Genomic DNA, 19707 nt, shown 5'->3' with positions numbered 1-19707 from the left:
GTGATGCCGCTCGGCGCACAAGTTCGATTGGACTTCGCCGCGGAACGGACGCTTCGACCTCGTCACGGAGCCGGACACGCCGCTCCGGTCTTGACCCAAGCCTCGACCAGCGCACCGGCCTGCTCTTGCGTGCCCGGCACGGGCGAGCGGCCGAAGCCGGGCTTCCAGGCCCAGCCGACGAGGGTGTCCTTGCCGATATGGTCGATCAGGTCTTCCACCTTGCGCCCGCCATTGCGGGCGGGATCCCTGATCTGTTCGCAGATCTCGCCGACGGTCTTGCCCTCCCAGGCCATCTCGCGCGGGGCCAGATGCCATTCGGGATGGCCGGGCATGCGGCCGGGCTCGAAATTGGCCTTCTGATGGCAGCTGTTGCAGCGCATCGCCTCAAGGCCGTGGCCGTCAGCGCCGCGCGTGACCGGCGGCTGATGCAGGCGGGCATTGTCGCCCTGGTGCGGCCTGTCGCCGGCCGGATGGCAATTGGTGCAGCGCGGATTTGTCAGCACCTTGCCGAGCTCGCTGAAGATTGCGGCCGAACGCTTCTCTGTGTCTCCGATCGAGGCAAAGCTCTCGGGCGAGGCGAGGGCGTGGCTTGCCGTCTCCGAGGCCGCGTAGCCCGTACTGAGACTGCCGGCGAGGGCGGCGGCCACGGCAATCATCTTGAACCGCATGTCGGAGATCATGATGCGTGTCACTTGGTGGCCATGAGGTAGCGCTTCGAGTCGGCGAGGATCACGTCCCGCACCGCCTCGTGATATTTGACGTAGCCGGTGCAGCGGCAGAGATGACCGTCGAGCGCGTCAGCGATGGTCTGCTCCAGCGCCTCGCGCGCGACGAGTGTCCGCGACAGGCGCTCCAGCAAGACCTGGCCCTCATTGAGGAAGCCGGCGGTGCAATAGCCGCACTGAAAGGCGAAATGCGCGATGAAGGCCTTTTGCAGGGTCGAGAGCTCGCCGTCCTTCGCGTGCCCCTCGACGGTGCGGATCGACTTGCCGTCGAAATTCACGGCGGGCGCGACGCAGGTCGGGCTGGTGGTGCTGGTGCCATCGGGCGCGTCGATGATGACGGCGCAGCTCAGGCATTGCGCGGCGCCGCAGCCGAACTTGGTGCCGGTCATGCCGAGCATCTCGCGCAGAAAATCGTTCATCGAGAGGTCGTCGCGGACGTCCATCGGACCGTGCTTCTGGCCGTTGATGGTGAGGCTGAGGGTCGTCACGCGAGCACTCCCTTCAATAGGCTTGCGGTGACCGGCAGCGCGCGGAAGCGATGGCCGGTGGCGTCGTGGATGGCGTTGATCAGCGCCGGCACGATCGGGATCATCACGACCTCCGCCATGCCCTTCGGCGCTTCGTCCGATACCAGCGGCTTCAGCATCTCGATCTCGAGATCGCGGAGCGGCAGGTCGGAACCGCGTGCGACCAGATAGCGCCCGAGATTCCATTCGCCGTTGCCCGGCCCGCCCTCGAACGGGGGCAGGGTTTCGAGCAACGCGTAGCCGACGCCCATGGCGAAGCCGCCCTGGGCCTGGCCCATCACCACCTCGGGCACCAGCGCGGTGCCGCATTCGAAAACGCTATAGGCCTTGGCGATGCGAAGCGCGCCGGTTGCGCGCTCGATCTCGACGCGGACGACCGTGCCGCACATCGAGGTGTAGGCGGTGCCGATCCGGTTGTTGTCGGTCGGCGGAAACTTGACGCTGGTGCGGTTGACCCGCTCGAACTTGCTATTGCCTTTGCGGATCGCCAGCGCGTCGATCTCGGCGCGGTATTGCTCGCCGGACAGCGGGAAGCGGGCCCGCGACCACGCCCAGCGCGAGAAGCTGTGCGCAACCGCACCGGTGACGAAGCCACGCGTGTGAGCCGTTGCCGCGAGCGTAGGGAGGCCGAGCGGTTCGAGGCCGGGCATGGTGAGCTGGCCGTTCTGCCAGCTTGCGCTAGCCCATTGCCCCGCGCGCGGATCGGTCCTTGCGATGCGCCACAGCTCGAGCGCCGCGGGCCACAGGCCGAAGCGGAAAATGACCCGGGCGGCCTCCGCGGCGGAATGCGTGCCGACATGCGCGCCGATCGAGGAACTCGTCGGCGAGCTGATCGCAGGCACCCAGCGCGGGTTTTTCTCCGCGGCATCCTGCGTCTTCTGGTCCATGGTGGAGGGATCGCCCGACGTGACCAGCCCGAGCACGTCATAGCTGTCGACGCGGGCGACCGAGACCTCGTCGGCGATGGCGCCAAGATGGCCGGCGACGCGGTTGGCCAGCGCCGTCCCGATGCCGTTGCCCATCTCGACATGATCGCAGAAGATCACGATCTTGCCGTCAGGTCCAAGCTCGACACGGCCGAGCGAGCCGTCCGCGCCGGAGCCATAGTCTTTCGTCACGCAGGCAACGCCGGTGCCGACCAGCCGATCCGACGAGGTCTGCTTGAACTGCGCCCGCTGCTGCCAGATCGGGTGCTTCTCGAGCTTGTCGAGGATTTCGGGCGTCCGCACCGAGACGATGTAGGGATTGCCCGTCATGGTCCGGCCGTTCTGGGGCAGCGCATTGCGCCGCCGGAATTCGATCGGATCGCGCTTGAGCTCGGACGCGGCTTCGTCGATCAGGACCTCCAGCGCCGTCATGGCTTGCAGGACGCCGTAGCCGCGCATGGAGCCCGCGCTCACGCCGCGCGAGTGCACCGCGACGGTCCTGACGTCGACCTTCGGAATGTCGTAGATGCCGATCGCGCCGGTGGCCGCGACGACGGCAACGCTGGCGGAGAAATGGGCGAGCCCGCCGCCGTCGAGCACGTGATCGGCGGCGAACCCCTTGATCTTGCCGGTTGCGCGATCGATGCCGATGCGCGAGCGCATCTTGATCGAATGGCGCTTGATGCCGGCCTGAAACTGCTGGTAGCGGTCATGCGCCAGCCGCACCGGCTTGCCGGGAAAGCAGATCGCCGCGAGCGCAACATAGAGAATGAAAGGCGTGTGATCGCGGCCACCAAAGCCGCCGCCGACATGGGCGAATTGCGCGTTGATGTGCGCCGGCTTGTAGGGCGCGCGGGCCTTGCCGAGCAGATGCGCGATCGACTCCGCCGCCTCGTAGGGCGACTGTACGCCAAGCAGCAGTTCGAGATTGCCGCCCTTGCCGTCGTACCAGGCGAGCCCGCATTCGGGCTCCAGGAACATCGGGTCGACCGATTGCGTCTCGAACTCGCGGTCGAGCACCAGCATGGATGCGTCATCCGCGGCAAGCTCGGCACGAATCTGCTCGCCATGTTTCGCCGCCTTGGCGTAATCCGCCGGCATGTCCTTCGCGAGCGGCGACCACACCGGCAGCGCCGCGCTCTGAACCTTCTTGGGCGAGACCCAGCCGGCCTGGAGCGGCGAATAGACATCCGGCTTGTCAGGCGAGGGACCTGCCACGCGCGTGAAGCGGAAAGCCCCGTAATCCGGCACGACGACAGGCCCGGTCTCCTCGCCGAACTGGACGAACGTGCCGTCGCGCAGCGCGAGACGCGCCTGGTCGAAGGTGTCGAACTTTTCGAAGATCAAAAGCGCGACCGGCTGGCCGAGGTAGAGCGGCGTCTTGCCGATCGGACAGAACAGGTCGCCCGCGTAGAACTCCGGCACCTGCGTCCCGATCCGGTCGAGCTCGGCGGCAGTCACCACCACCGACGGCTTGAGCGCGCCGCCGAGGCGGGCGAGGTCCAGTCCGGTGTAGACGTGCGTGGCGTCGTTGGCGCGGACCAGGATGGCGTGCGAGGTGGCCTGCGGCCAGCCCTGCAGATCATTGGCGCGGAAGTCGGAGGCGTAGAGCTTCGCACCGGTGACCTTGGCGACGCCGTCGACGCGGCCGGCGCCATTTGTCGCGGGATTGAACTTGCCGCGTCCAGGCAGCGTCTCGTGCGCTGCGAAGGGCACACCGGCCGCGGATGCAAGATGTGAGAGGCTGACCGAGATGCCTCCCGCCGACAACCACTTCACGAACTCGCGTCGCGAAGGCCCCATGATCATATCCTTGTACAGAGTTTCGAGAACATCGGGATGCCGTCAACATGCGATGTCCGAAGGGCATGGCGCGCGCCAGCGCGAATCCGTCACGATGCATCATGCGACGATAGAACGGGTGAGAAGGTTTACAACCGCTGAATGTCGTGCGCTCGCAGATCGAATTGTGGTTTCGTGCTTGCTTTAGAGTCGAATCGAACGGAAGACGGTCCGGCAACAGGGGGCGCAATTCAAATGCAGCAGGATCCGAACGGTGCGTCTTCAGTCACCGGCACGATGGGCACGACGACATTGTCGCGCCGCCAATTGCTGGATTGCGGTCTCAAGGCCGGCGCGTTGTCGCTGTTCGCAGGTGCAGCGAATGCCCAGCACGCCGCGCACGACCATGCGGGCATGTCCCACACCGCGGACATGTCGCCGACCATGGGGATGGTCGCTGAAACGCCCGTTCCCGCCATGGACCAAGCGCTGCTCGAGCCCGAGGTGCGGCGGTCCGTCAATGGCGTGCTGAGCACGACCATGCGCGTCGGCTATGCCTATCGCCAGATCGGCGGCGTCAGGCTCTATGTCAGGTCCTATGAGGGCGGCAGCCCCGGCCCGACCTTGCGCATGAAGCCCGGCGATACCCTGCGCATCAAGATGATCAACGATCTGCCGCCGAACCGCGATGGATTGCCGGCCGACATCAGCCATCCGCACCAGTTCAACAACACCAATTTCCATTTCCACGGCGCGCATACCAGCCCGAGCGGAATTTCCGACAACGTCATGCGCTCGATGGCGCCGGGCCGCAGCTACAACATCGAAATCACCCTGCCGGCCGATCACACCAAGGGCACCTATTGGTATCACCCGCATCACCACGGCAGCGCCGACATCCAGATGTCCTCCGGCATGGTCGGCGCCATCGTCATCGAAGGCGATTTCGCCGAAATTCCCGAGATCGCCACAGCCCGCGAACGGCTCATGGTGCTGACCCAGGTGGTCTACGATGCCAACGGCATGGTCGAGAATTTCGAGACGCTGTTTCCCGAGACTGCGACGCGCTTTCTCGCCATCAATGGCCAGCGCCGGCCGATGATCGAGATGCGGCCCGGCGAGGTGCAGCGCTGGCGCATCCTCAATGCCGCCTACCAGGACGACATGCTGCTCGACCTCGAGAAGCACGATCTGCATGCAATCGCCTATGACGGCATCCAGCTCGGCGCCATGCAGCCGCTCAAGCAGGTCCTGATCGCGCCTGGGCAGCGCGCCGATATTCTGGTGAAGGCAGGAAGCCCCGGCACCTACGCCTTCAACGCCACGCCCTACGATCAGGGGCATCCTTCGCCAGTGGGACCGCTGGCGCGGGTCGTGGTGTCAGGCGCGCCAATGGACATGAAGCTGCCGCGCGCTTTGCCACCGGCGCCGCTCGCGACCATCAAGGACTCCGAGATCACCAACCGCCGCAAGGTGGTGCTGTCGGCGACCGCGCCGGAGGCGGATGCCGCCGGCCATTGGCAGGAATTCGAGTTCTTCGTCGACGGCAAGAAGTTCGACCCCGGCCGCATCGATCAGCGGGTCAAACTGGGTGCGGTCGAGGAGTGGACCATCGTCAACACGCACGAGCATGACGACCACGTGTTCCACATCCATACCAACCCATTCCAGGTGATCTCGGCCAACGGCAAGGCGCTGGCGGTGCCGGAATGGCGGGATTCCGTGATCGTGGAGCGCAAGGGCGGGCAGGTCGTGTTCCGCTCGCGCTTCATCGATTTCACCGGCGTCTACATGCTCCACTGCCACATGATGAACCATGAGGAGATGGGCATGATGCAGACCGTGGAGGTCTACAAGGCGTAAGTTGCGGGTCGAATTGCGCGAATTCGGCGGCGCGCGGGGCTGATCCGGGTCCGGCCGGGCTTCCCCTGGCGGCCCGCATGGCCTATTGACGCTGCAACGCAACAATCCTCCAAAAAGACCTCATGATCCGCCTCGACAACGTCAGCAAGCAAGCCGGCCACCAGATCCTGTTCATCGAAGCGTCCGCCGCCCTCAACAAGGGCGAGAAGATCGGGCTCGTCGGCCCGAACGGCGCCGGCAAGACCACGCTATTCCGGATGATCGCCGGCGAGGAACTGCCCGATGAGGGGCAGGTCTCGACCGATCGCGGCATCACCATCGGCTATTTCAACCAGGACGTCGGCGAGATGGCCGGCCGCAGCGCCGTGGCCGAGGTCATGGACGGGGCGGGACCAGTGAGTGCGGTGGCAGCCGAGCTGCGCGAGCTCGAGACTGCGATGGCCGATCCGGACAAAGCCGACCAGATGGACGAGATCATCGCGCGTTACGGCGAGGTGCAGCACGCGTTCGAAGAGCTCGACGGCTATGCGCTCGACGGCCGCGCGCGCGAGGCACTGTCCGGCCTCGGCTTCAGCCAGGAGATGATGGACGGCGACGTCGGCAAGCTCTCCGGCGGCTGGAAGATGCGCGTGGCGCTCGCCCGCATCCTCTTGATGCGTCCCGACGTCATGCTGCTCGACGAGCCCAGCAATCATCTCGATCTCGAAAGCCTGATCTGGCTGGAGAAGTTCCTGCACGACTACGAAGGCACGCTGCTGATGACCTCGCACGATCGCGAGTTCATCAACCGCGTGATCTCGAAGGTGGTGGAGATCGATTCCGGCTCGCTCACCACCTATGCCGGCAATTACGAGTTCTACGAGCAGCAGCGGGCGCTCAGCGAGAAGCAGCAGCAGGCGCAGTTCGAGCGCCAGCAGGCCATGCTCGCCAAGGAGATCAAGTTCATCGAGCGGTTCAAGGCGCGCGCATCTCATGCGGCGCAGGTGCAGAGCCGGGTGAAGAAGCTCGACAAGATCGAGCGGGTGGAGCCGCCGCGCCGCCGCCAGACGGTGGCGTTCGACTTTCCGCCGGCGCCGCGCTCGGGCGAGGACGTCGTTGCGCTCAAGAAGGTGTTCAAGGGCTACGGCAGCAAGCGGATCTATGACGGGCTCGATTTCATGATCCGCCGCCGAGAACGCTGGTGCGTGATGGGCGTCAACGGCGCCGGCAAATCGACGCTGCTCAAGCTCGTCGCTGGTGCGAGCGAGCCGGACGAGGGTACCGTGGCGGTCGGCGGCAGCGTCAAGATGGGTTATTTCGCGCAGCACGCGATGGATTTGCTCGACGGCGAGCAGACGGTGTTCGAGTCACTCGAATATGCGTTTCCGACCGCGGGTCAGGGCTCCCTGCGCGCGCTCGCCGGCTGCTTCGGCTTCTCCGGCGACGACGTCGAGAAGCGCTGCCGCGTGCTCTCGGGCGGCGAGAAGGCGCGCCTGGTGATGGCGAAGATGCTGTTCGATCCGCCGAACTTTCTGGTGCTGGACGAGCCGACCAACCATCTCGACCTCGCCACCAAGGAGATGCTGATCACGGCGCTGTCGGATTTCGAGGGCACCATGCTGTTCGTCTCGCATGACCGGCATTTTCTCAGCGTCCTGTCGAACCGCGTGCTGGAGTTGACGCCCGAAGGCATCCACCAGTTCGGCGGCGGCTACACCGAATACGTCGCGCGCACGGGGCAGGAAGCGCCGGGGCTGCGGAGCTAGCATACCGCTACGCCGCCTTGACGCGTTGCTGCGGCCCGCTACGCTCCTTCCAAAAGGGGAGCGAAACAGCCATGAAGCAGCTGCGCATCGGCGACATCACCATCGATGCGGTGATCGAGCGGGAGGGGCCGTGGCGGCGGCCGCAGGATTTTTTCCCGGCCTATGACGAGGCCGTGTTCAGGCATCATCTGCCGACGATGGAGCCTGAGGTGTTCGACGCCGCGCGCGGCATGATGGTGATCACCTATCAGACCTTCGTGGTGCGCACGCCGCGCTACACCATTCTGGTCGATACCTGCACCGGCGAGGACAAGGGCCATCCGCCGCCGTTCGATTTTCCGGGCAAGGAGCGCTGGCGCAACGAGCTGTTCGCGCTGGGCATCTCTTTCGAGCAGATCGACTACGTCTTCTGCACGCATCTTCATATCGACCACACCGGCTGGAATACGACCTTGCGCGACGGCCGCTGGGTGCCGACGTTTCCCAATGCGAAATACGTCTTCCACAAGGGTGAATATGCGGCCTGGGAGGCCGAGCATGCCAAGGGCGGCAATCCGCCCGGTACCGTGTTTCGCGACAATTGCCTGCCGATCGTCGAAGCAGGCCAAGCGCTATTGGTCGATGACGACTACGCGCTCGACGACACCGTCACGCTGACGCCGACGCCGGGGCATTCGCCCTGCCATTGCTGCGTGAACATCTTCTCGAAGGGGCGCCGCGCGGTGGTCGCTGGCGATCTCATGCATCACCAGATCCAGTGCCGCGAGCCGGACTGGTCGGCCAAGCCGGATTGGGATGCGAAGCAGTCGGCGGTGTCGCGGCGAAAGTTCTTTGCTTCCGTCGCCGACACCGACACGCTGATCTTGCCTGTCCATTTTCCGGCGCCGACGGTCGGGCTGATCAAGCCGCTCGGCGCCGCCTTTGATTACCGTTTCAAGCGGGAGTAGGGCGACCGCCTCGCCGTCATGGCCGGGCTTGTCCCGGTCATCCACGACCTTTGCTACACGGAAACAAGGCCGTGGATGCCCGGGCCTTCGCCTCGCCGAAGAGGCTTCGGCCTCGCAGGCGGGACAAGCCCGGGCATGACGAGTTCATGGAGCGACCGTACATCCGACGGTCTAGTACGTGTAGAACATCCGCTGGATTTCCTTCGTGTCGGTCGTCTTGGTCAGCGCCAGCATCAGCAGAATACGCGCCTTTTGAGGATTGAGCGTATCCGAGACGACGAAGTCGTGCTCGTCGTCCTTGGCCTCGCCGTTGCGCGCGACGATGCCGTTGCCGACCCGGCTGCTGCGCACGATCACGACACCCTTCTTGCGGGCGTCGTCGAGCGCCGGCTCGACCGCGGGACGAGCCAGGCTGCCGTCTCCGACGCCGGCATGCACGATCCCCTTGGCCCCGGCGGCGACAAACGCGTCGATCGCAACCCGGTTCATGTTGGCGTAGCCGTAGACGATGTCGACTTGCGGCAGGACATCGAGGCTGGAGACGTCGAATTCGGAGTCTGCCGTGTGCCGGCGCGTCGATTGACGATAGAAGTACGGCTTGTTGCCCTGCATGTAGCCGAGAAAGCCGAGTTCAGGCGTGCGGAAGGTGTCCGCCGTCGAAGTGTTGTTCTTGGTGACATCGCGGGCCGCGTTGATCTGATCGTTGAGAGCGACGAGCACGCCCTTGCCGACGGCCTCGTCACTGCCCGCGAGGATCACCGCATTGAAGAGGTTGATCGGCCCATCCGCGCTGATCGCCGTCGACGGCCGCATCGCGCCGACGACGACGACAGGTTTCTTGCTCTTGACGACGAGGTCCAGAAAATAGCTGGTTTCCTCGATCGTATCGGTCCCGTGCGTGATCACAATGCCATCGACGTCGTCCTGCGCGAGCAGCGTGTTGACGCGCTTGGCAAGCTTGAGCCAGTAGTCATTATTCATGTTCTCGCTGGCGATCTGGAAGACCTGCTCGCCCTTGACGTTAGCCACCGTTTTCAGTTCGGGAACGGCGTTCAGGAGGGTCTCTATGCCCACGGTGGCTGCGGTGTAACCCACCACGGTGGTGCTGCTCGCCCCGCTGCCGGCGATCGTGCCGCCGGTTGCGAGCACCATGACGTTGGGCAGTCCCGGGCCCCGCGCGTTCGCGGCTTCAAGTCCGATGAGCAGAGCGAAGAGCAAGCTCATTGCCGCGATGAAGTGATGACGCACTCGAGGTTGCCACATCTTGACGTCCCTTTCCTAGAAAGCCTTGCCGATGCGCCCCGGTTCGCTCAGCATCGCATGATCGGTCAGTCGAGAGCTCCTGTCTAGGGCGACGCTGCTTTCGGATGATGTGGTCTGGAAACCGGCACACGGAAACACACACGCGAATGGCCGGGACAAGCCCGGCCATGTGCAGTTCGTCTGGTGATTGCTCAGTAAAACAGCAGCGAATTCGCAGCGCGACTACGCGCCCATCTCGCACTTCTTCATAAAGCTGTTCTTGGCGGCGCCGGCGAGCGGCTTGCCCTCGGCGCTGACGGCCTTGGGCGCGCAGGCGTCGGCCTTGCACTTCTTCATGAACGAGGTCTTGGCGGCGCCAGCCAGGGCCTTGCCGTCCTTGCCGACGGCCTTGCTTTCGCAGGTGTCTTCCGCGAAGGCCGAACCCGCCGCAAACGTGGCAACGATCGCAGCCAGGAAAATTCGCTTCATCATGATTGTCTCCCTAAACCAGAAATGGCGCGCGGATTGGAGCCGGGAATCGTGGCGCAATCAAGCTGGATGATCGCCTGCCGCCCGGTCTTCCTGGCGATTTTCCGAGCGCGGGTGCGACGGGGCCCACCGCCTGCTGCACTGCTCGCTGACCGGGACGGGCGATCCTGCTAGCTTCGGGCGAGTTTAGCCGAAGGGAGCATCGTGATGGAGACCCTGATTGCGAACATGCCGGATGCCGATTCTGACCGGCATTCTCACCTGGTTCGGCCGCAAGACATGGAATGGCAGAAGACGCGCTTTCCCGGCTGCGAGGCCAAGACACTGCTGTTCGATCGCAGCAGCGGTCTGATGACGGCCTTGATGCGCTTTGCGCCGGGATCGGTGCTGCCCGATCACGAGCATGTTGGCGTCGAGCAGAGTTATGTCATCGAGGGCGCTCTCGTCGACAACGAGGGGCCGGCCAAGGGGATTGCCTGCAAGGCCGGCGAATTCATCTGGCGCGAGGCGGGCAGCCGGCATGCTGCCTGGTGCCCGGAGGGCGCCCTGATCCTGGCGATCTTTCAGGTGCCGAACAAGTTCTTCGAAGCCGACGGCCGCGTCGTCGATGCCGCCGGTCAGGATTGGGACCAGACGTGGGGGCACACCGACGCGCAACGGGCGGGGAGCACCTAGCCGCTCATACGCCGCGCGCGAGAAGCGCCTTGAAGTCCGCGCGTGCGCGCTGCGCTTCGGCGCGCGCCACCTCGGAGGCGTCGCCGAGGCCGAAATAGCCGTGGATCAGGCTGGGGCCTTCATGGTGCTTTACCGGCACACCGGCGACTTCCAGCGCCCGTGCATAGGCCGTGCCCTCGTCGCGGAGGGGATCGAACCAGGCGGTGGTGACGATCGCGGGCGCGACGCCGGCAAGCGAAGTCGCGCGCAGCGGCGAAACGCGCCAGTCGGTCGCGTCCGAGGGATCGGCGAGATAATGACCGCAGAACCACTCCATCACGGCGCGGGAGAGGAAGTAGCCTTCGGCATTCTCGGCGCGCGAGGGGAAGCGTGCGTTCTCGCGCGCGTCCGCATAACTCCCAAGGACGTCAGTGACGGGATAGACCAGGAGTTGCGCGGCGAGCTTGATGCCGGTGTCGCGGCAGGCGATCGCGGTGGTGGCGGCGAGATTGCCGCCGGCGCTGTCGCCGGCGACGCCCAGGCGTTTTGCATCGCCGCCAAATTCCGCGACGCGGCCAAACACGTCGCTGACCGCGGCAAAGGCGTCCTCGAACGCGCCGGGAAAGCGCGTTTCGGGCGGGCGACGATAGTCGACGGAGACGACGACTGCGCCGGTCTCGATCGCAAGATTGCGTGCCTGCCGGTCGTGGGTCTCGAGGTCGCCCGCGACCCAGCCGCCACCATGGAAGAACACCACGGTCGGTGCGGGCGTGGTGCCGACCCGGTAGACCCGTGCATCGAGCGGTCCGGCGCCGCCTTTCACCTTGATATCCGCGACGATGTCGACCGGCGGCGGCGGTATGGCCGCGCGCGAGGCAGCCAGTGCGCGCAAGGAATCGCGGGCGCTCTGTGGCGTCATCGTCGTGTGATCGCGCATCGGCAGCAGCGGAATGATCTGGGCGATGACTGGATCGAGCGGTGCGGCCATGGAATCCTCACACGGTTCTTGGTCTTGCTTGCGGGTTAGCATAGATATTGCGCGCCGCATCGGCAACCGCTCGCATGTGGCGATGCCGGGGAATGCAATGCCGTGGGATGAACGGGCAGGGAGGTCTTGAGGTGGAATTCGAAACGCTGGTCCAGTCGCGCCGCAGCGTGCGCGGCTTCAGGAACGAGCCGGTGCCGCGCGCGGTGATCGAGGCGATCATCGACAGCGCCAAGCGTGCGCCGTCGTCGATGAACACCCAGCCCTGGCATGTCCACGTGCTCACAGGCAGTCCGCTGGAACAGCTGCGCCGACGCAACATGGAGGAAATGGTTGCCGGCGCCAAGGTCAAGCGCGACATCGTCAGCCACGGGGAGTACCAGGGCGTGCACCGGACCCGGCAAGTCGACGTCGCCAAGAAACTGTTCGGCGCGATGGGAATCGCGCGCGACGACAAGCCGATGCGCCAGGACTGGGTGCTGCGCGGCTTCCGCCAGTTCGACGCGCCGGTCTCGCTCGTCTTGACCTATGACCGCGTGCTCGATCCCGGCGCGGTCTGCCATTTCGATCTGGGCGCGCTCTGCTACGGAATCGTGCTCGCGGCCTGGGACCGCGGTCTCGGTTCTGTGATCAACGGGCAGGGCATCATGCGTTCCGACATCGTGCGCGAGGTCGCAAACATTCCGGAGGACGAGGTGATCATGACCTGCGTCGCGATGGGCTATCCCGACGACAACTTTGCCGCGAACGCCGTTCGCTCCGATCGCGAGGGCAATGACGATTTCGTGCGCTACGTCGGATTCGCCGAGTAACGCAGGCAGAGGAGATTATTCTCTCGCCGGAATTTTTTTGGTGCGGACCCCTTGGCGGCCTCTTGCAATCTCTATCGTGCAGGAGGAACAATGTACGGACTGAAAGGTTTGATGCTGGCGCGAGGGAATTGACATGCGGCGGCTCGCTAGCCTGGTTCGACGGTTCTTCGGCCCGCGAGTGCGGCGTCCGATCGATGATGATCCAAGTCTTCCTTTCACACCCGAAGAGTTCGGCCGGATGATCCGTAGCGGCCGGCACGAGGACATGAAGCTGCTGGCCGAAGGGCTCGCCTGCCGGACCGTTCCGCGCCGCACCAGACATCGCGCCGCGCACTAGACTGGGGTCGAGACGGATTGCTGCGCTCATCTCGTGAGAGCGACCTGCCTGAACGCGGTCAGCAGCGCCTTCTCCAACTTTCCGCTCATCCCGCATAGGATCTCATAGGCCTCGCCGCGTGGCAGCGTCGGCTTGTAATGCCGATATTCGATCAGGGCCGCGAAGATGTCCGAGATCGTGAGAATCCGCACGATGTCGCCAATGCTCTCGGCCCCGAGCGCATCCGGATAGCCGCTGCCGTCGAGATATTCGTGATGATGCCGCACGGCATCGAGGATCTCCGGCGAGATATCGTCTTGGTCTTTCAGAAAATCGTAGCCCGCTGCCGGGTGAGTCTCGATCATGGCACGTTCCTCCGGATCGAGACGGCCGGGCTTGTCGAGGATGGCAAGAGGGATCCGGGCCTTGCCGATGTCGTGGAACATGGCCGCCGTATACAGGCGCTCCAGATCGGGCCTGCCGACGCCGAGGCTCAGGCCGAAGTCGATGGTGACGCCGGTGACGAGGAGACAATGCTGATAGGTCCCCTCGTGATGGCGCCGCACCGCCGTGAGCCATTCCGACAGGCCATGCTGGCTGATGCGATCGGCGATCTGGCGGCCGGCTTCTCTGGCGCCGTTGATGTCGATCGGCTGGCCTGATGTCACCGAGGTGAACATCGACGCGATCGCGGTCGCCGCGGTCTCGACTGCATTGTCCGACTGCGCCGCGTGACCTGAGGAACCAGACGCCTCTTCGGCGGGATCAGCAAGCGCTGCCAGCAGCTTGCTCTTGTCGATCGTCCCGGGAAGGACGAGCGTGGCCCCGAGCGCGTAGGCCTGCGAGATACTCATGTGAGAGGCGTGCTCGACCAGGAAGATGCGCTTCGTTGCCTTCGCGAGCTTTACGGCTCGTTTCTTGATGGCCGCAATGGTGCGGACATCCCGCAATTCCGCACGGATGACGATCGCGAACGGCACCTGGGACAGCTTGGCTTCCGCGTCGAGCCGTTCGCCTGCGACGGCAAACTGCTGCTCGAGAATCGAACAGATGCTCGATAATTTGTCTGAGGAATCAGCCAGCACATGCACGAACGGGCGTGCCGCTTCCTTCTCTCGGATGCCGCCGTTGCCTTTGACGGGGCGGGATATAATTCGCGCGTTCTGCACGGTTGACCTGAATTATGCTGAGTGGATGGGGCTGATGAGTCCTTGGGCCTATGTGCTCTGAGCGGCAGCGGCGGCTGCCGGTTTCCTCTTGCCGTCTACGGTGACGAAGTGCACGCCGGCCGTGGTGCCGTCGATCCAGACCAATTCGCAGCGCCGGTAGGCGAGCCCCGTCGACGACAGCAGCAGGAAGAATTCCTTGGCCCGCAGAACGTCGAGCGTGCCCTCGACTTCGATCTTCGCACCGCTTTGCGATATGTCGAGCAGAACGCAACTGCGCCGCCACGTGCCGTCGGAGCCCATCAGATTGACCGGCTGCTTGTGATCCATTTTCACGCGCTGCGCTTTGCGACCGTCGAACTTCATCGGCTAACCCCCATCTTCGCGCCGCGATTTGCCGGATCGCTCGTGTTGGCGCTTGCGGCTATTTCCCCCCATCGCACTGTCCATTGGCTGGTGGACAGAAGCAGCGTCTCGAAGATCCGTTGCGCGCGCTCGCGCCCGGCATAGGAGAGCCTTTTCCCGCTGCGGTTGCTCAGGATGGTCAGGGTGGTCTGCCAGTTCAGCCGCGAGGCCCGGCACGCCATGACCAGCCCCTCGCAATCGTCGTCGCTCACGACATGCTCGATAATTTCGAGCGGCGCCCCTGAAAGCACCGACAGCGCCGTGAACAGGTTGGCCGTCTCGCCGCGGATCGCAAAACGGTTCACCGTGGAATCGTTGAGCTTGCCGATGCGGTTGAGGATGACGATCTCCGGCCTCGCGCTTGCATACTCGGCCCGGCAAGGCCGCTTTGGCGGAGCCGGCTCCGCTTCCGGCACCGGCGCCGCGGCGGATGGGTTGGGCGTCGCCGGTGCCTGCCGCATTGGTGGGGCGGAGAGCAGCTTGCGCACGACCAGGTCGGGCGTGCCGGGCCGGAGCGCCAGCGCCTTCGCGATCTCGCCGTCCTGGTCGGCCTTGGCAATCAGCGCTGCATAGGCTGCGTCGGAGAATTTCGTTCCCGGGTTCTTGATCAGGGCAAGGCAGATCGGGCCGCCGTGCTTGATCAACGCTTCGGTCACGGCCGGCGCGATGTCGCTGCGGGCGGCGATTGCGCGTCGATGCAACTCGCCACGGGAGTCAATGACAGCCTCGAGATCTGCCGCGGAAAGTGCGCGCGACTTGAGCAACACAGGACATGCCACGTCCGGATTATCGTGCGAGGCGAGACGCCACAATGTTTCGGGAGGCGCGATGTCAAGCTCGGCGAGCGCCGTGCTGAGCTGAACCAGTGCGCTGGTCTCGACTCGTTCCGTCAATCGCAGCAGAACACCGTCGACCACGTTGCTGAGCAATTCCCGGCACTGGTCGCGGCTGCCAGTGAGCAACTGCACCATGCCGGAGAGAATGCGTGCGCAACGCTCCGCCGGGCAGGTTGCGACCGTCTCTTCCAATTCAGCAAGAACATCAGCAGGCGAATTTGCCATCATGGCAGGGGCCTGACCTAAAATTAATTTGGACTATCGAACTGCGCCTATTCCGCTCGACAGACGTTAATTTGAAATTTGGATTTTGCTCGTCTAGGTATATGTGCACCGCTGGATACACGGAAAACGCTATCGAAAATTGGCGAGATTTGATGCGCCGGCTTGTCCTTGGACTTCGCCGCTCGCCAACTGGGCAACATAGTGCGAAGTGATTCTTTCAGACTTAAGGGACACCGGAACGGGGAAGTTGGGCCGGCATCCTCGCCGGACGCGCGTTTGTTGCGACGCGAAGTTTCACATTGCCATGAACAGAACTGATGATGCGCCGACGCTGGCGCCGAAGGTATTTCGTTTCACCGACGTCGATGAATTTCGAAGTGCCATACGAGGCCTGAACTTCGAGTTCACGCCTTTCGTCCGGAGGATTTCGGCCGAGCAGACCATTCTGTCGCTGCCCGGCTGCGACGTGAATCTGACGCGGGCATTTCCGCGGGTGGTCGACGCACAACTCGTCGAGAATTGCACCGCGATCGGATTCACGATGGACGATTTGGACGTGCCGGTTCGATTCAACGGCACGCAGCGCACACGACCCGTCATCGTCATCGGCAGCAGCGGCGCGGCTTACACCACCATCGAGGAGGTGCAGCGGCAAATCGCCTCGGTGGTGTTCAGGCCGGAGGTGACAGATCGCGGCTGGCCACAAGCAGCCCTCTGCTTCAACATCTTCGAAACGACCGCCGCGGGCTTGAACCGGCTCCGCGGTGTGGTTCGGGAGGTGTTGGCAGCCGCTTCAGAGCCGGTCGATGCGCCCGACGTGCCGCTGAAGGCTGCCGCCATGAGGGAGACCCTGCTCGGCGCTGTGGACGCAATTTTCGAAAGCATCGTTCCTGCGCGATGGACCCTGCGCCCCAATGACGAGCGGAACTTCAAGGTCTTTCAGGACATCCGCGCGCTGCTTTCCGACGACCTCTCGCAGCCCATCTACAGCGACGAGATCGCGCGCACGCTCGGCCTGTCCGTTCGCACCATGCACGACGTCGTCCGCCGCTATCGCGGCATGAGCCTGCACCGCTACTTGCGCCTGCGCCGGCTGTGGCTGGTGCGCCAGCGGCTGCTCGCCGGTGCCGACAGCGTCAAGGCCGTCGCGCTGGCGTTCGGCTTCTGGCATCTCGGCGACTTCTCCAGAAGCTATCGCGACCAGTTCGGCGAGACACCGTCGCAAACGCTTGAATGCGGACGGCGAACCTAGTGCGTCAAAACGTTGAGGCCGGTCTTGATGATCCGTGCTATACTACCGGTCATGAGCAATCGCATCCTCGTCCTCTACGGTTCCTACCGTTCCGACCGCATGGGCATCCGCCTCGCGAATTTCGTCATCGATCGCCTGCGCGCCCGCGGCGACGACGTCGTGTTCATCGACGCCAAGGCGATCGGCCTGCCGATGCTCGATCGCATGTACAAGGAATATCCCAAGGGCTCCGCACCCGAGGCGCTGGAGAAGCTGGCGGGAGAGATCCGCGGCGCCGATGGTTTCGTCTTCGTCACCGGCGAATACAATTGGGGCATTCAGCCCGGCCTGAAGAATCTCACCGACCACTTCCTCGAGGAGTGGTTCTGGCGTCCAGCCGCGATCGTCAGCTACTCGGCCGGCCGCCTGTCCGGCGCGCGTGCCTCGACCGCCTGGCATGGCACGTTGTCGGAGATGGGCATGGTGGTGGTGTCGAGCACCATCGGCGTCGGCCCGATCGCACAGACACTGTCGGAGGCGGGCGAACCGATCGGCGAGGGCGGCAAGGCGCTGGAACGCTCGTTCCCGCGTTTCGCCGACGATCTCGCATGGTGGATCGAGGCGGCCAAGGCGCAGCGGGCGCGCAAGGCGCCGCCGTACTGAGCGCCTTACGCGGCCCTGACCTCACCGAGGAAGCGATCGAACTGTCCGGCGAGATCGCGTGACTGGGTCGAGAGCTGCTCGGCCGCGCCCAGCACCTCCCGCGCGGCCGTGCCGGTGTCGTCGGCGGCGCGCTGCACGCCTGATATGTTGGTGTTGACCTCCTGGGTGCCGCGCGCGGCCTCCTGGACGCTGCGGGCGATCTCCTTGGTCGCCGAGCCCTGTTCCTCGATCGCGGCCGCAATCGCGGTGCCGATCTGGTCGATTTCGCCGATCACGTCGGCGACGTTACGGATCGCGGTGACGGTCTCGTCGCTCGCGGCCTGGATCGCCGAAATCTGCTCGGAGATTTCGGTGGTGGCCTTGGCGGTCTGGCCCGCCAGCGATTTCACCTCGGCAGCAACCACCGCAAAGCCGCGGCCGGCATCGCCGGCGCGGGCAGCCTCGATGGTCGCGTTCAACGCCAGCAAATTGGTCTGCTCGGCGATGCTCTGGATCAGCGTGACGACGTCGCCGATCTTCTGCGCGCCCTCGGCCAGCGCACGGGCGGTGTCGCCAGTGCGGCGGGCGTTGTCGACGGCGCGGGCGGCGATCTCGGTGGACTGGGCCACTTGACGGCCGATCTCCGAGATCGAAGAGGTCAGCTCTTCGGTGGCGCTCGCGACGGTCTGCACGTTGCTCGATGTTTGCTGTGAGGCGGCGGCGACGACCGCGGCCTGGCTGTTGGTCTGGGCCGCCGTCGAGGTCATCGACTGCGCCGTGCTTTCCATGGTGGAGGAGGCTTTCGACAATCCGCCGACGAGCTCGGTGACCTTGGCTTCGAACGCGCGGGTGATCCCGTCGAGCGCCTGGGCGCGGCGCATCTTGCCGTCGTTCTCGGCCTGCTTCTCGGCCGCAAGGCTGTCGGCCCGGATCATGTTGTCCTTGAAGACCCGGACGGCCGCGGCCATGGCACCGATTTCATCGGAACGCTCGGCGCCGGGAATCTCTTCCGCGACCTCGCCCTCGGCAAGCCGCGACATCCGCGTCGTCAGGTTGACGATCGGAGCGCAGACCCGGCGGCGGACCGTGACGATGAGGCCGGCGCTGGCGATCAGCACAGCGAGGAGGCCCGCGAGTGCGATGGTGAAGCTGGTGTGGGCCGCAGTGGAAGCACCGGCGAGAATCTGCTCGGCGTTGTCGTAAAAGGCGTCGCGGACCTCGATGATGGTGCTGAGGCCGCGCTGCGTTGCGGTGTAATAGGTGTCCATGTCGTGTTCGTACTTGCCGCTGACCGCACCCTCCTTCACCAGCTTGAGCTCGCGGCCGAACTCTTCGATGTAGATCGCGTTGAATTTCTCCAGCGCGGCGGCAACGTTCGCCGGCGTTGCGGGATTGCCGCGCAACTCCAGCAGCGACATCACGATCTGGTCGTTGCGGCCCTGCGAGCGGCTGATCTCGGCCTTCTCGGTCTCGGTCGCCGGTTTCTTGCCCCCGACGAGATTCTTGTGCAGGCTCGAATTGAAGCCGCCGACGTCGCGCAATGTCATGGCGATGTTGGCGTAGCTGGCCTGCCGGTAGGCGTCGCCATTGAGGATCGCCATGCGGCGGACCTGCTCGTTGAGCAGCGCAGTCACGCTGGCGTTGAGCACGGCATTGTCGGCGACGATCTTCTTGGCGGCGTCCTTGCGCGCCTCCGGCGGGCCCGACATCGCCTTGTCGATGGCCTCGCGTAGCGCGGTGAACTTCGAATTGATGGCGTCGATGTTGCCGCCGGTGGTGTTGCCGTCGTCGAACGGGCCGGGCAGGTCCTTGCGCAGCGCGTTCATCGTGTCGCGGGCGGCATCGGTCTGCTTGCGCAGCTTGCCCTGCTCGGCAAGCAGCGCCGGGTCGACGGCAGGAGGGCCATAGAGGATGTTGGTGGAAAAGCCGCGCTCGGGATTGAGGTAGCGCGGGATGTCGCTGACGGCGCGGACGATCGCCAGCCGCCCCTGGGCTTCGGTGATCCGCTCCATCGTGTGGTATTTCGTCACGGCGACGTAGACGGCGAGGCCGCCGCCCACGGTCGAGAGCGAGACGATGGCGGTGGTCAGGAGCGTACCGATTTTCATGAGTCTGTCCGGCAACTGGCGCGGGAAATTATTTGCACGGACAATAGGCAGGCGATGTTAATCCCGGGTTTACGCTGGTGG

17 protein-coding genes are annotated in these 19707 nt (G+C 64.7%); 7 read left to right on the top strand and 10 right to left on the bottom strand.

Annotated features, from left to right (window positions below; genetic code table 11):
* Positions 1 to 62: 62 nt before the first annotated feature.
* Genes AC0L3C_RS02710 through AC0L3C_RS02700 form a run of 3 tightly spaced genes read right to left on the bottom strand, consistent with a single transcriptional unit; the run spans position 63 to position 3981 of the window.
* Entirely contained in the window at positions 63 to 680 is a 618-nt protein-coding gene (locus tag AC0L3C_RS02710; RefSeq protein ID WP_473407065.1) for an Isoquinoline 1-oxidoreductase subunit, read from the bottom strand.
* 8 nt (positions 681 to 688) lie between these two features.
* Positions 689 to 1213 (bottom strand): (2Fe-2S)-binding protein, encoded by a 525-nt coding sequence (locus tag AC0L3C_RS02705; protein WP_473407064.1) that lies wholly within the window; start codon positions 1211 to 1213, stop codon positions 689 to 691.
* Positions 1210 to 3981, bottom strand: coding sequence for a xanthine dehydrogenase family protein molybdopterin-binding subunit (locus AC0L3C_RS02700; protein ID WP_473407063.1), 2772 nt, complete (start codon positions 3979 to 3981; stop codon positions 1210 to 1212). Before AC0L3C_RS02700 ends, AC0L3C_RS02705 begins: the two co-directional genes overlap by 4 nt.
* Positions 3982 to 4215: 234 nt before the next feature.
* On the opposite strand from AC0L3C_RS02700, the gene AC0L3C_RS02695 reads away from it, so the two are divergent.
* The 3 genes from AC0L3C_RS02695 to AC0L3C_RS02685 all read left to right on the top strand — a co-directional run bounded on the left by AC0L3C_RS02695 (position 4216) and on the right by AC0L3C_RS02685 (position 8515).
* Positions 4216 to 5823 carry a multicopper oxidase family protein gene (locus AC0L3C_RS02695; protein WP_473407062.1) on the top strand — a complete coding sequence of 536 codons (1608 nt, stop codon included), beginning with the start codon at positions 4216 to 4218 and terminating at the stop codon, positions 5821 to 5823.
* Between the two features lie 122 nt (positions 5824 to 5945).
* Positions 5946 to 7568 carry an ABC-F family ATP-binding cassette domain-containing protein gene (locus tag AC0L3C_RS02690; protein ID WP_204511036.1) on the top strand — a complete coding sequence of 541 codons (1623 nt, stop codon included), beginning with the start codon at positions 5946 to 5948 and terminating at the stop codon, positions 7566 to 7568.
* 71 nt (positions 7569 to 7639) lie between these two features.
* Entirely contained in the window at positions 7640 to 8515 is an 876-nt protein-coding gene (locus tag AC0L3C_RS02685; RefSeq protein WP_473407061.1) for an MBL fold metallo-hydrolase, read from the top strand.
* 171 nt (positions 8516 to 8686) lie between these two features.
* On the opposite strand, the gene AC0L3C_RS02680 is transcribed toward AC0L3C_RS02685, so the two are convergent.
* Together AC0L3C_RS02680 and AC0L3C_RS02675 are read right to left on the bottom strand one after the other, a co-directional pair.
* Positions 8687 to 9739 (bottom strand): type II asparaginase, encoded by a 1053-nt coding sequence (locus AC0L3C_RS02680; protein WP_473407108.1) that lies wholly within the window; start codon positions 9737 to 9739, stop codon positions 8687 to 8689.
* Between the two features lie 261 nt (positions 9740 to 10000).
* Entirely contained in the window at positions 10001 to 10249 is a 249-nt protein-coding gene (locus AC0L3C_RS02675; RefSeq protein ID WP_456764594.1) for a hypothetical protein, read from the bottom strand.
* A gap of 204 nt (positions 10250 to 10453) precedes the next feature.
* Between AC0L3C_RS02675 and AC0L3C_RS02670 the strand changes: the two genes are divergently transcribed.
* A complete protein-coding gene (locus AC0L3C_RS02670) occupies positions 10454 to 10921 on the top strand; it encodes a cupin domain-containing protein (RefSeq protein ID WP_473407060.1) in 468 nt (155 codons plus the stop codon).
* 4 nt (positions 10922 to 10925) lie between these two features.
* On the opposite strand, the gene AC0L3C_RS02665 is transcribed toward AC0L3C_RS02670, so the two are convergent.
* Positions 10926 to 11888, bottom strand: a complete 963-nt coding sequence (locus tag AC0L3C_RS02665) for an alpha/beta hydrolase (protein WP_473407059.1) — start codon at positions 11886 to 11888, stop codon at positions 10926 to 10928.
* A 131-nt stretch (positions 11889 to 12019) separates the two neighbouring features.
* Between AC0L3C_RS02665 and AC0L3C_RS02660 the strand changes: the two genes are divergently transcribed.
* Positions 12020 to 12697, top strand: coding sequence for a nitroreductase (locus AC0L3C_RS02660; protein WP_456764590.1), 678 nt, complete (start codon positions 12020 to 12022; stop codon positions 12695 to 12697).
* Between the two features lie 363 nt (positions 12698 to 13060).
* Here the strand turns inward: AC0L3C_RS02660 and AC0L3C_RS02655 are convergent, their stop codons facing one another.
* From AC0L3C_RS02655 to AC0L3C_RS02645, 3 genes are read right to left on the bottom strand one after another with little or no spacing between them, the layout of a single operon-like run.
* On the bottom strand, positions 13061 to 14182 hold the full coding sequence (locus AC0L3C_RS02655) for an HD-GYP domain-containing protein (RefSeq protein ID WP_473407058.1): 1122 nt from the start codon (positions 14180 to 14182) through the stop codon (positions 13061 to 13063).
* A gap of 48 nt (positions 14183 to 14230) precedes the next feature.
* Positions 14231 to 14545 carry a PilZ domain-containing protein gene (locus AC0L3C_RS02650; RefSeq protein WP_473407057.1) on the bottom strand — a complete coding sequence of 105 codons (315 nt, stop codon included), beginning with the start codon at positions 14543 to 14545 and terminating at the stop codon, positions 14231 to 14233.
* A complete protein-coding gene (locus AC0L3C_RS02645) occupies positions 14542 to 15648 on the bottom strand; it encodes a DUF2336 domain-containing protein (protein WP_473257042.1) in 1107 nt (368 codons plus the stop codon). The genes AC0L3C_RS02650 and AC0L3C_RS02645 overlap by 4 nt, the downstream gene beginning before the upstream one ends.
* 301 nt (positions 15649 to 15949) lie before the next feature.
* On the opposite strand from AC0L3C_RS02645, the gene AC0L3C_RS02640 reads away from it, so the two are divergent.
* Both AC0L3C_RS02640 and AC0L3C_RS02635 read left to right on the top strand, forming a co-directional pair.
* The gene (locus tag AC0L3C_RS02640) at positions 15950 to 16897 is read left to right on the top strand and encodes an AraC family transcriptional regulator (RefSeq protein WP_473257040.1); all 948 of its coding nucleotides are present in this window, start codon (positions 15950 to 15952) and stop codon (positions 16895 to 16897) included.
* A gap of 51 nt (positions 16898 to 16948) precedes the next feature.
* Positions 16949 to 17539, top strand: a complete 591-nt coding sequence (locus tag AC0L3C_RS02635) for an NADPH-dependent FMN reductase (protein WP_085353019.1) — start codon at positions 16949 to 16951, stop codon at positions 17537 to 17539.
* 5 nt (positions 17540 to 17544) lie between these two features.
* Here AC0L3C_RS02635 and AC0L3C_RS02630 read toward each other — a convergent pair whose 3' ends face one another.
* Positions 17545 to 19626, bottom strand: coding sequence for a methyl-accepting chemotaxis protein (locus AC0L3C_RS02630; RefSeq protein WP_473407056.1), 2082 nt, complete (start codon positions 19624 to 19626; stop codon positions 17545 to 17547).
* Between the last annotated feature and the right edge of the window lie 81 nt (positions 19627 to 19707).

The sequence above is a fragment of the Bradyrhizobium sp. WSM4872 genome (assembly GCF_055811715.1).
This window is presented reverse-complemented; position numbering and strand designations above follow the sequence as displayed.

Bases quoted from the DNA above. Each gene is read 5' to 3' on its own strand.
- AC0L3C_RS02710 (WP_473407065.1), bottom strand. From the start codon at position 680: ATGATCTCCGACATGCGGTTCAAGATGATTGCCGTGGCCGCCGCCCTC.
- AC0L3C_RS02650 (WP_473407057.1), bottom strand. From the start codon at position 14,545: ATGAAGTTCGACGGTCGCAAAGCGCAGCGCGTGAAAATGGATCACAAG.
- AC0L3C_RS02690 (WP_204511036.1), top strand. From the start codon at position 5,946: ATGATCCGCCTCGACAACGTCAGCAAGCAAGCCGGCCACCAGATCCTG.
- AC0L3C_RS02695 (WP_473407062.1), top strand. From the start codon at position 4,216: ATGCAGCAGGATCCGAACGGTGCGTCTTCAGTCACCGGCACGATGGGC.
- AC0L3C_RS02640 (WP_473257040.1), top strand. From the start codon at position 15,950: ATGAACAGAACTGATGATGCGCCGACGCTGGCGCCGAAGGTATTTCGT.
- AC0L3C_RS02700 (WP_473407063.1), bottom strand. From the start codon at position 3,981: ATGGGGCCTTCGCGACGCGAGTTCGTGAAGTGGTTGTCGGCGGGAGGC.
- AC0L3C_RS02670 (WP_473407060.1), top strand. From the start codon at position 10,454: ATGGAGACCCTGATTGCGAACATGCCGGATGCCGATTCTGACCGGCAT.
- AC0L3C_RS02675 (WP_456764594.1), bottom strand. From the start codon at position 10,249: ATGATGAAGCGAATTTTCCTGGCTGCGATCGTTGCCACGTTTGCGGCG.
- AC0L3C_RS02630 (WP_473407056.1), bottom strand. From the start codon at position 19,626: ATGAAAATCGGTACGCTCCTGACCACCGCCATCGTCTCGCTCTCGACC.
- AC0L3C_RS02685 (WP_473407061.1), top strand. From the start codon at position 7,640: ATGAAGCAGCTGCGCATCGGCGACATCACCATCGATGCGGTGATCGAG.
- AC0L3C_RS02680 (WP_473407108.1), bottom strand. From the start codon at position 9,739: ATGAGCTTGCTCTTCGCTCTGCTCATCGGACTTGAAGCCGCGAACGCG.
- AC0L3C_RS02635 (WP_085353019.1), top strand. From the start codon at position 16,949: ATGAGCAATCGCATCCTCGTCCTCTACGGTTCCTACCGTTCCGACCGC.
- AC0L3C_RS02645 (WP_473257042.1), bottom strand. From the start codon at position 15,648: ATGATGGCAAATTCGCCTGCTGATGTTCTTGCTGAATTGGAAGAGACG.
- AC0L3C_RS02665 (WP_473407059.1), bottom strand. From the start codon at position 11,888: ATGGCCGCACCGCTCGATCCAGTCATCGCCCAGATCATTCCGCTGCTG.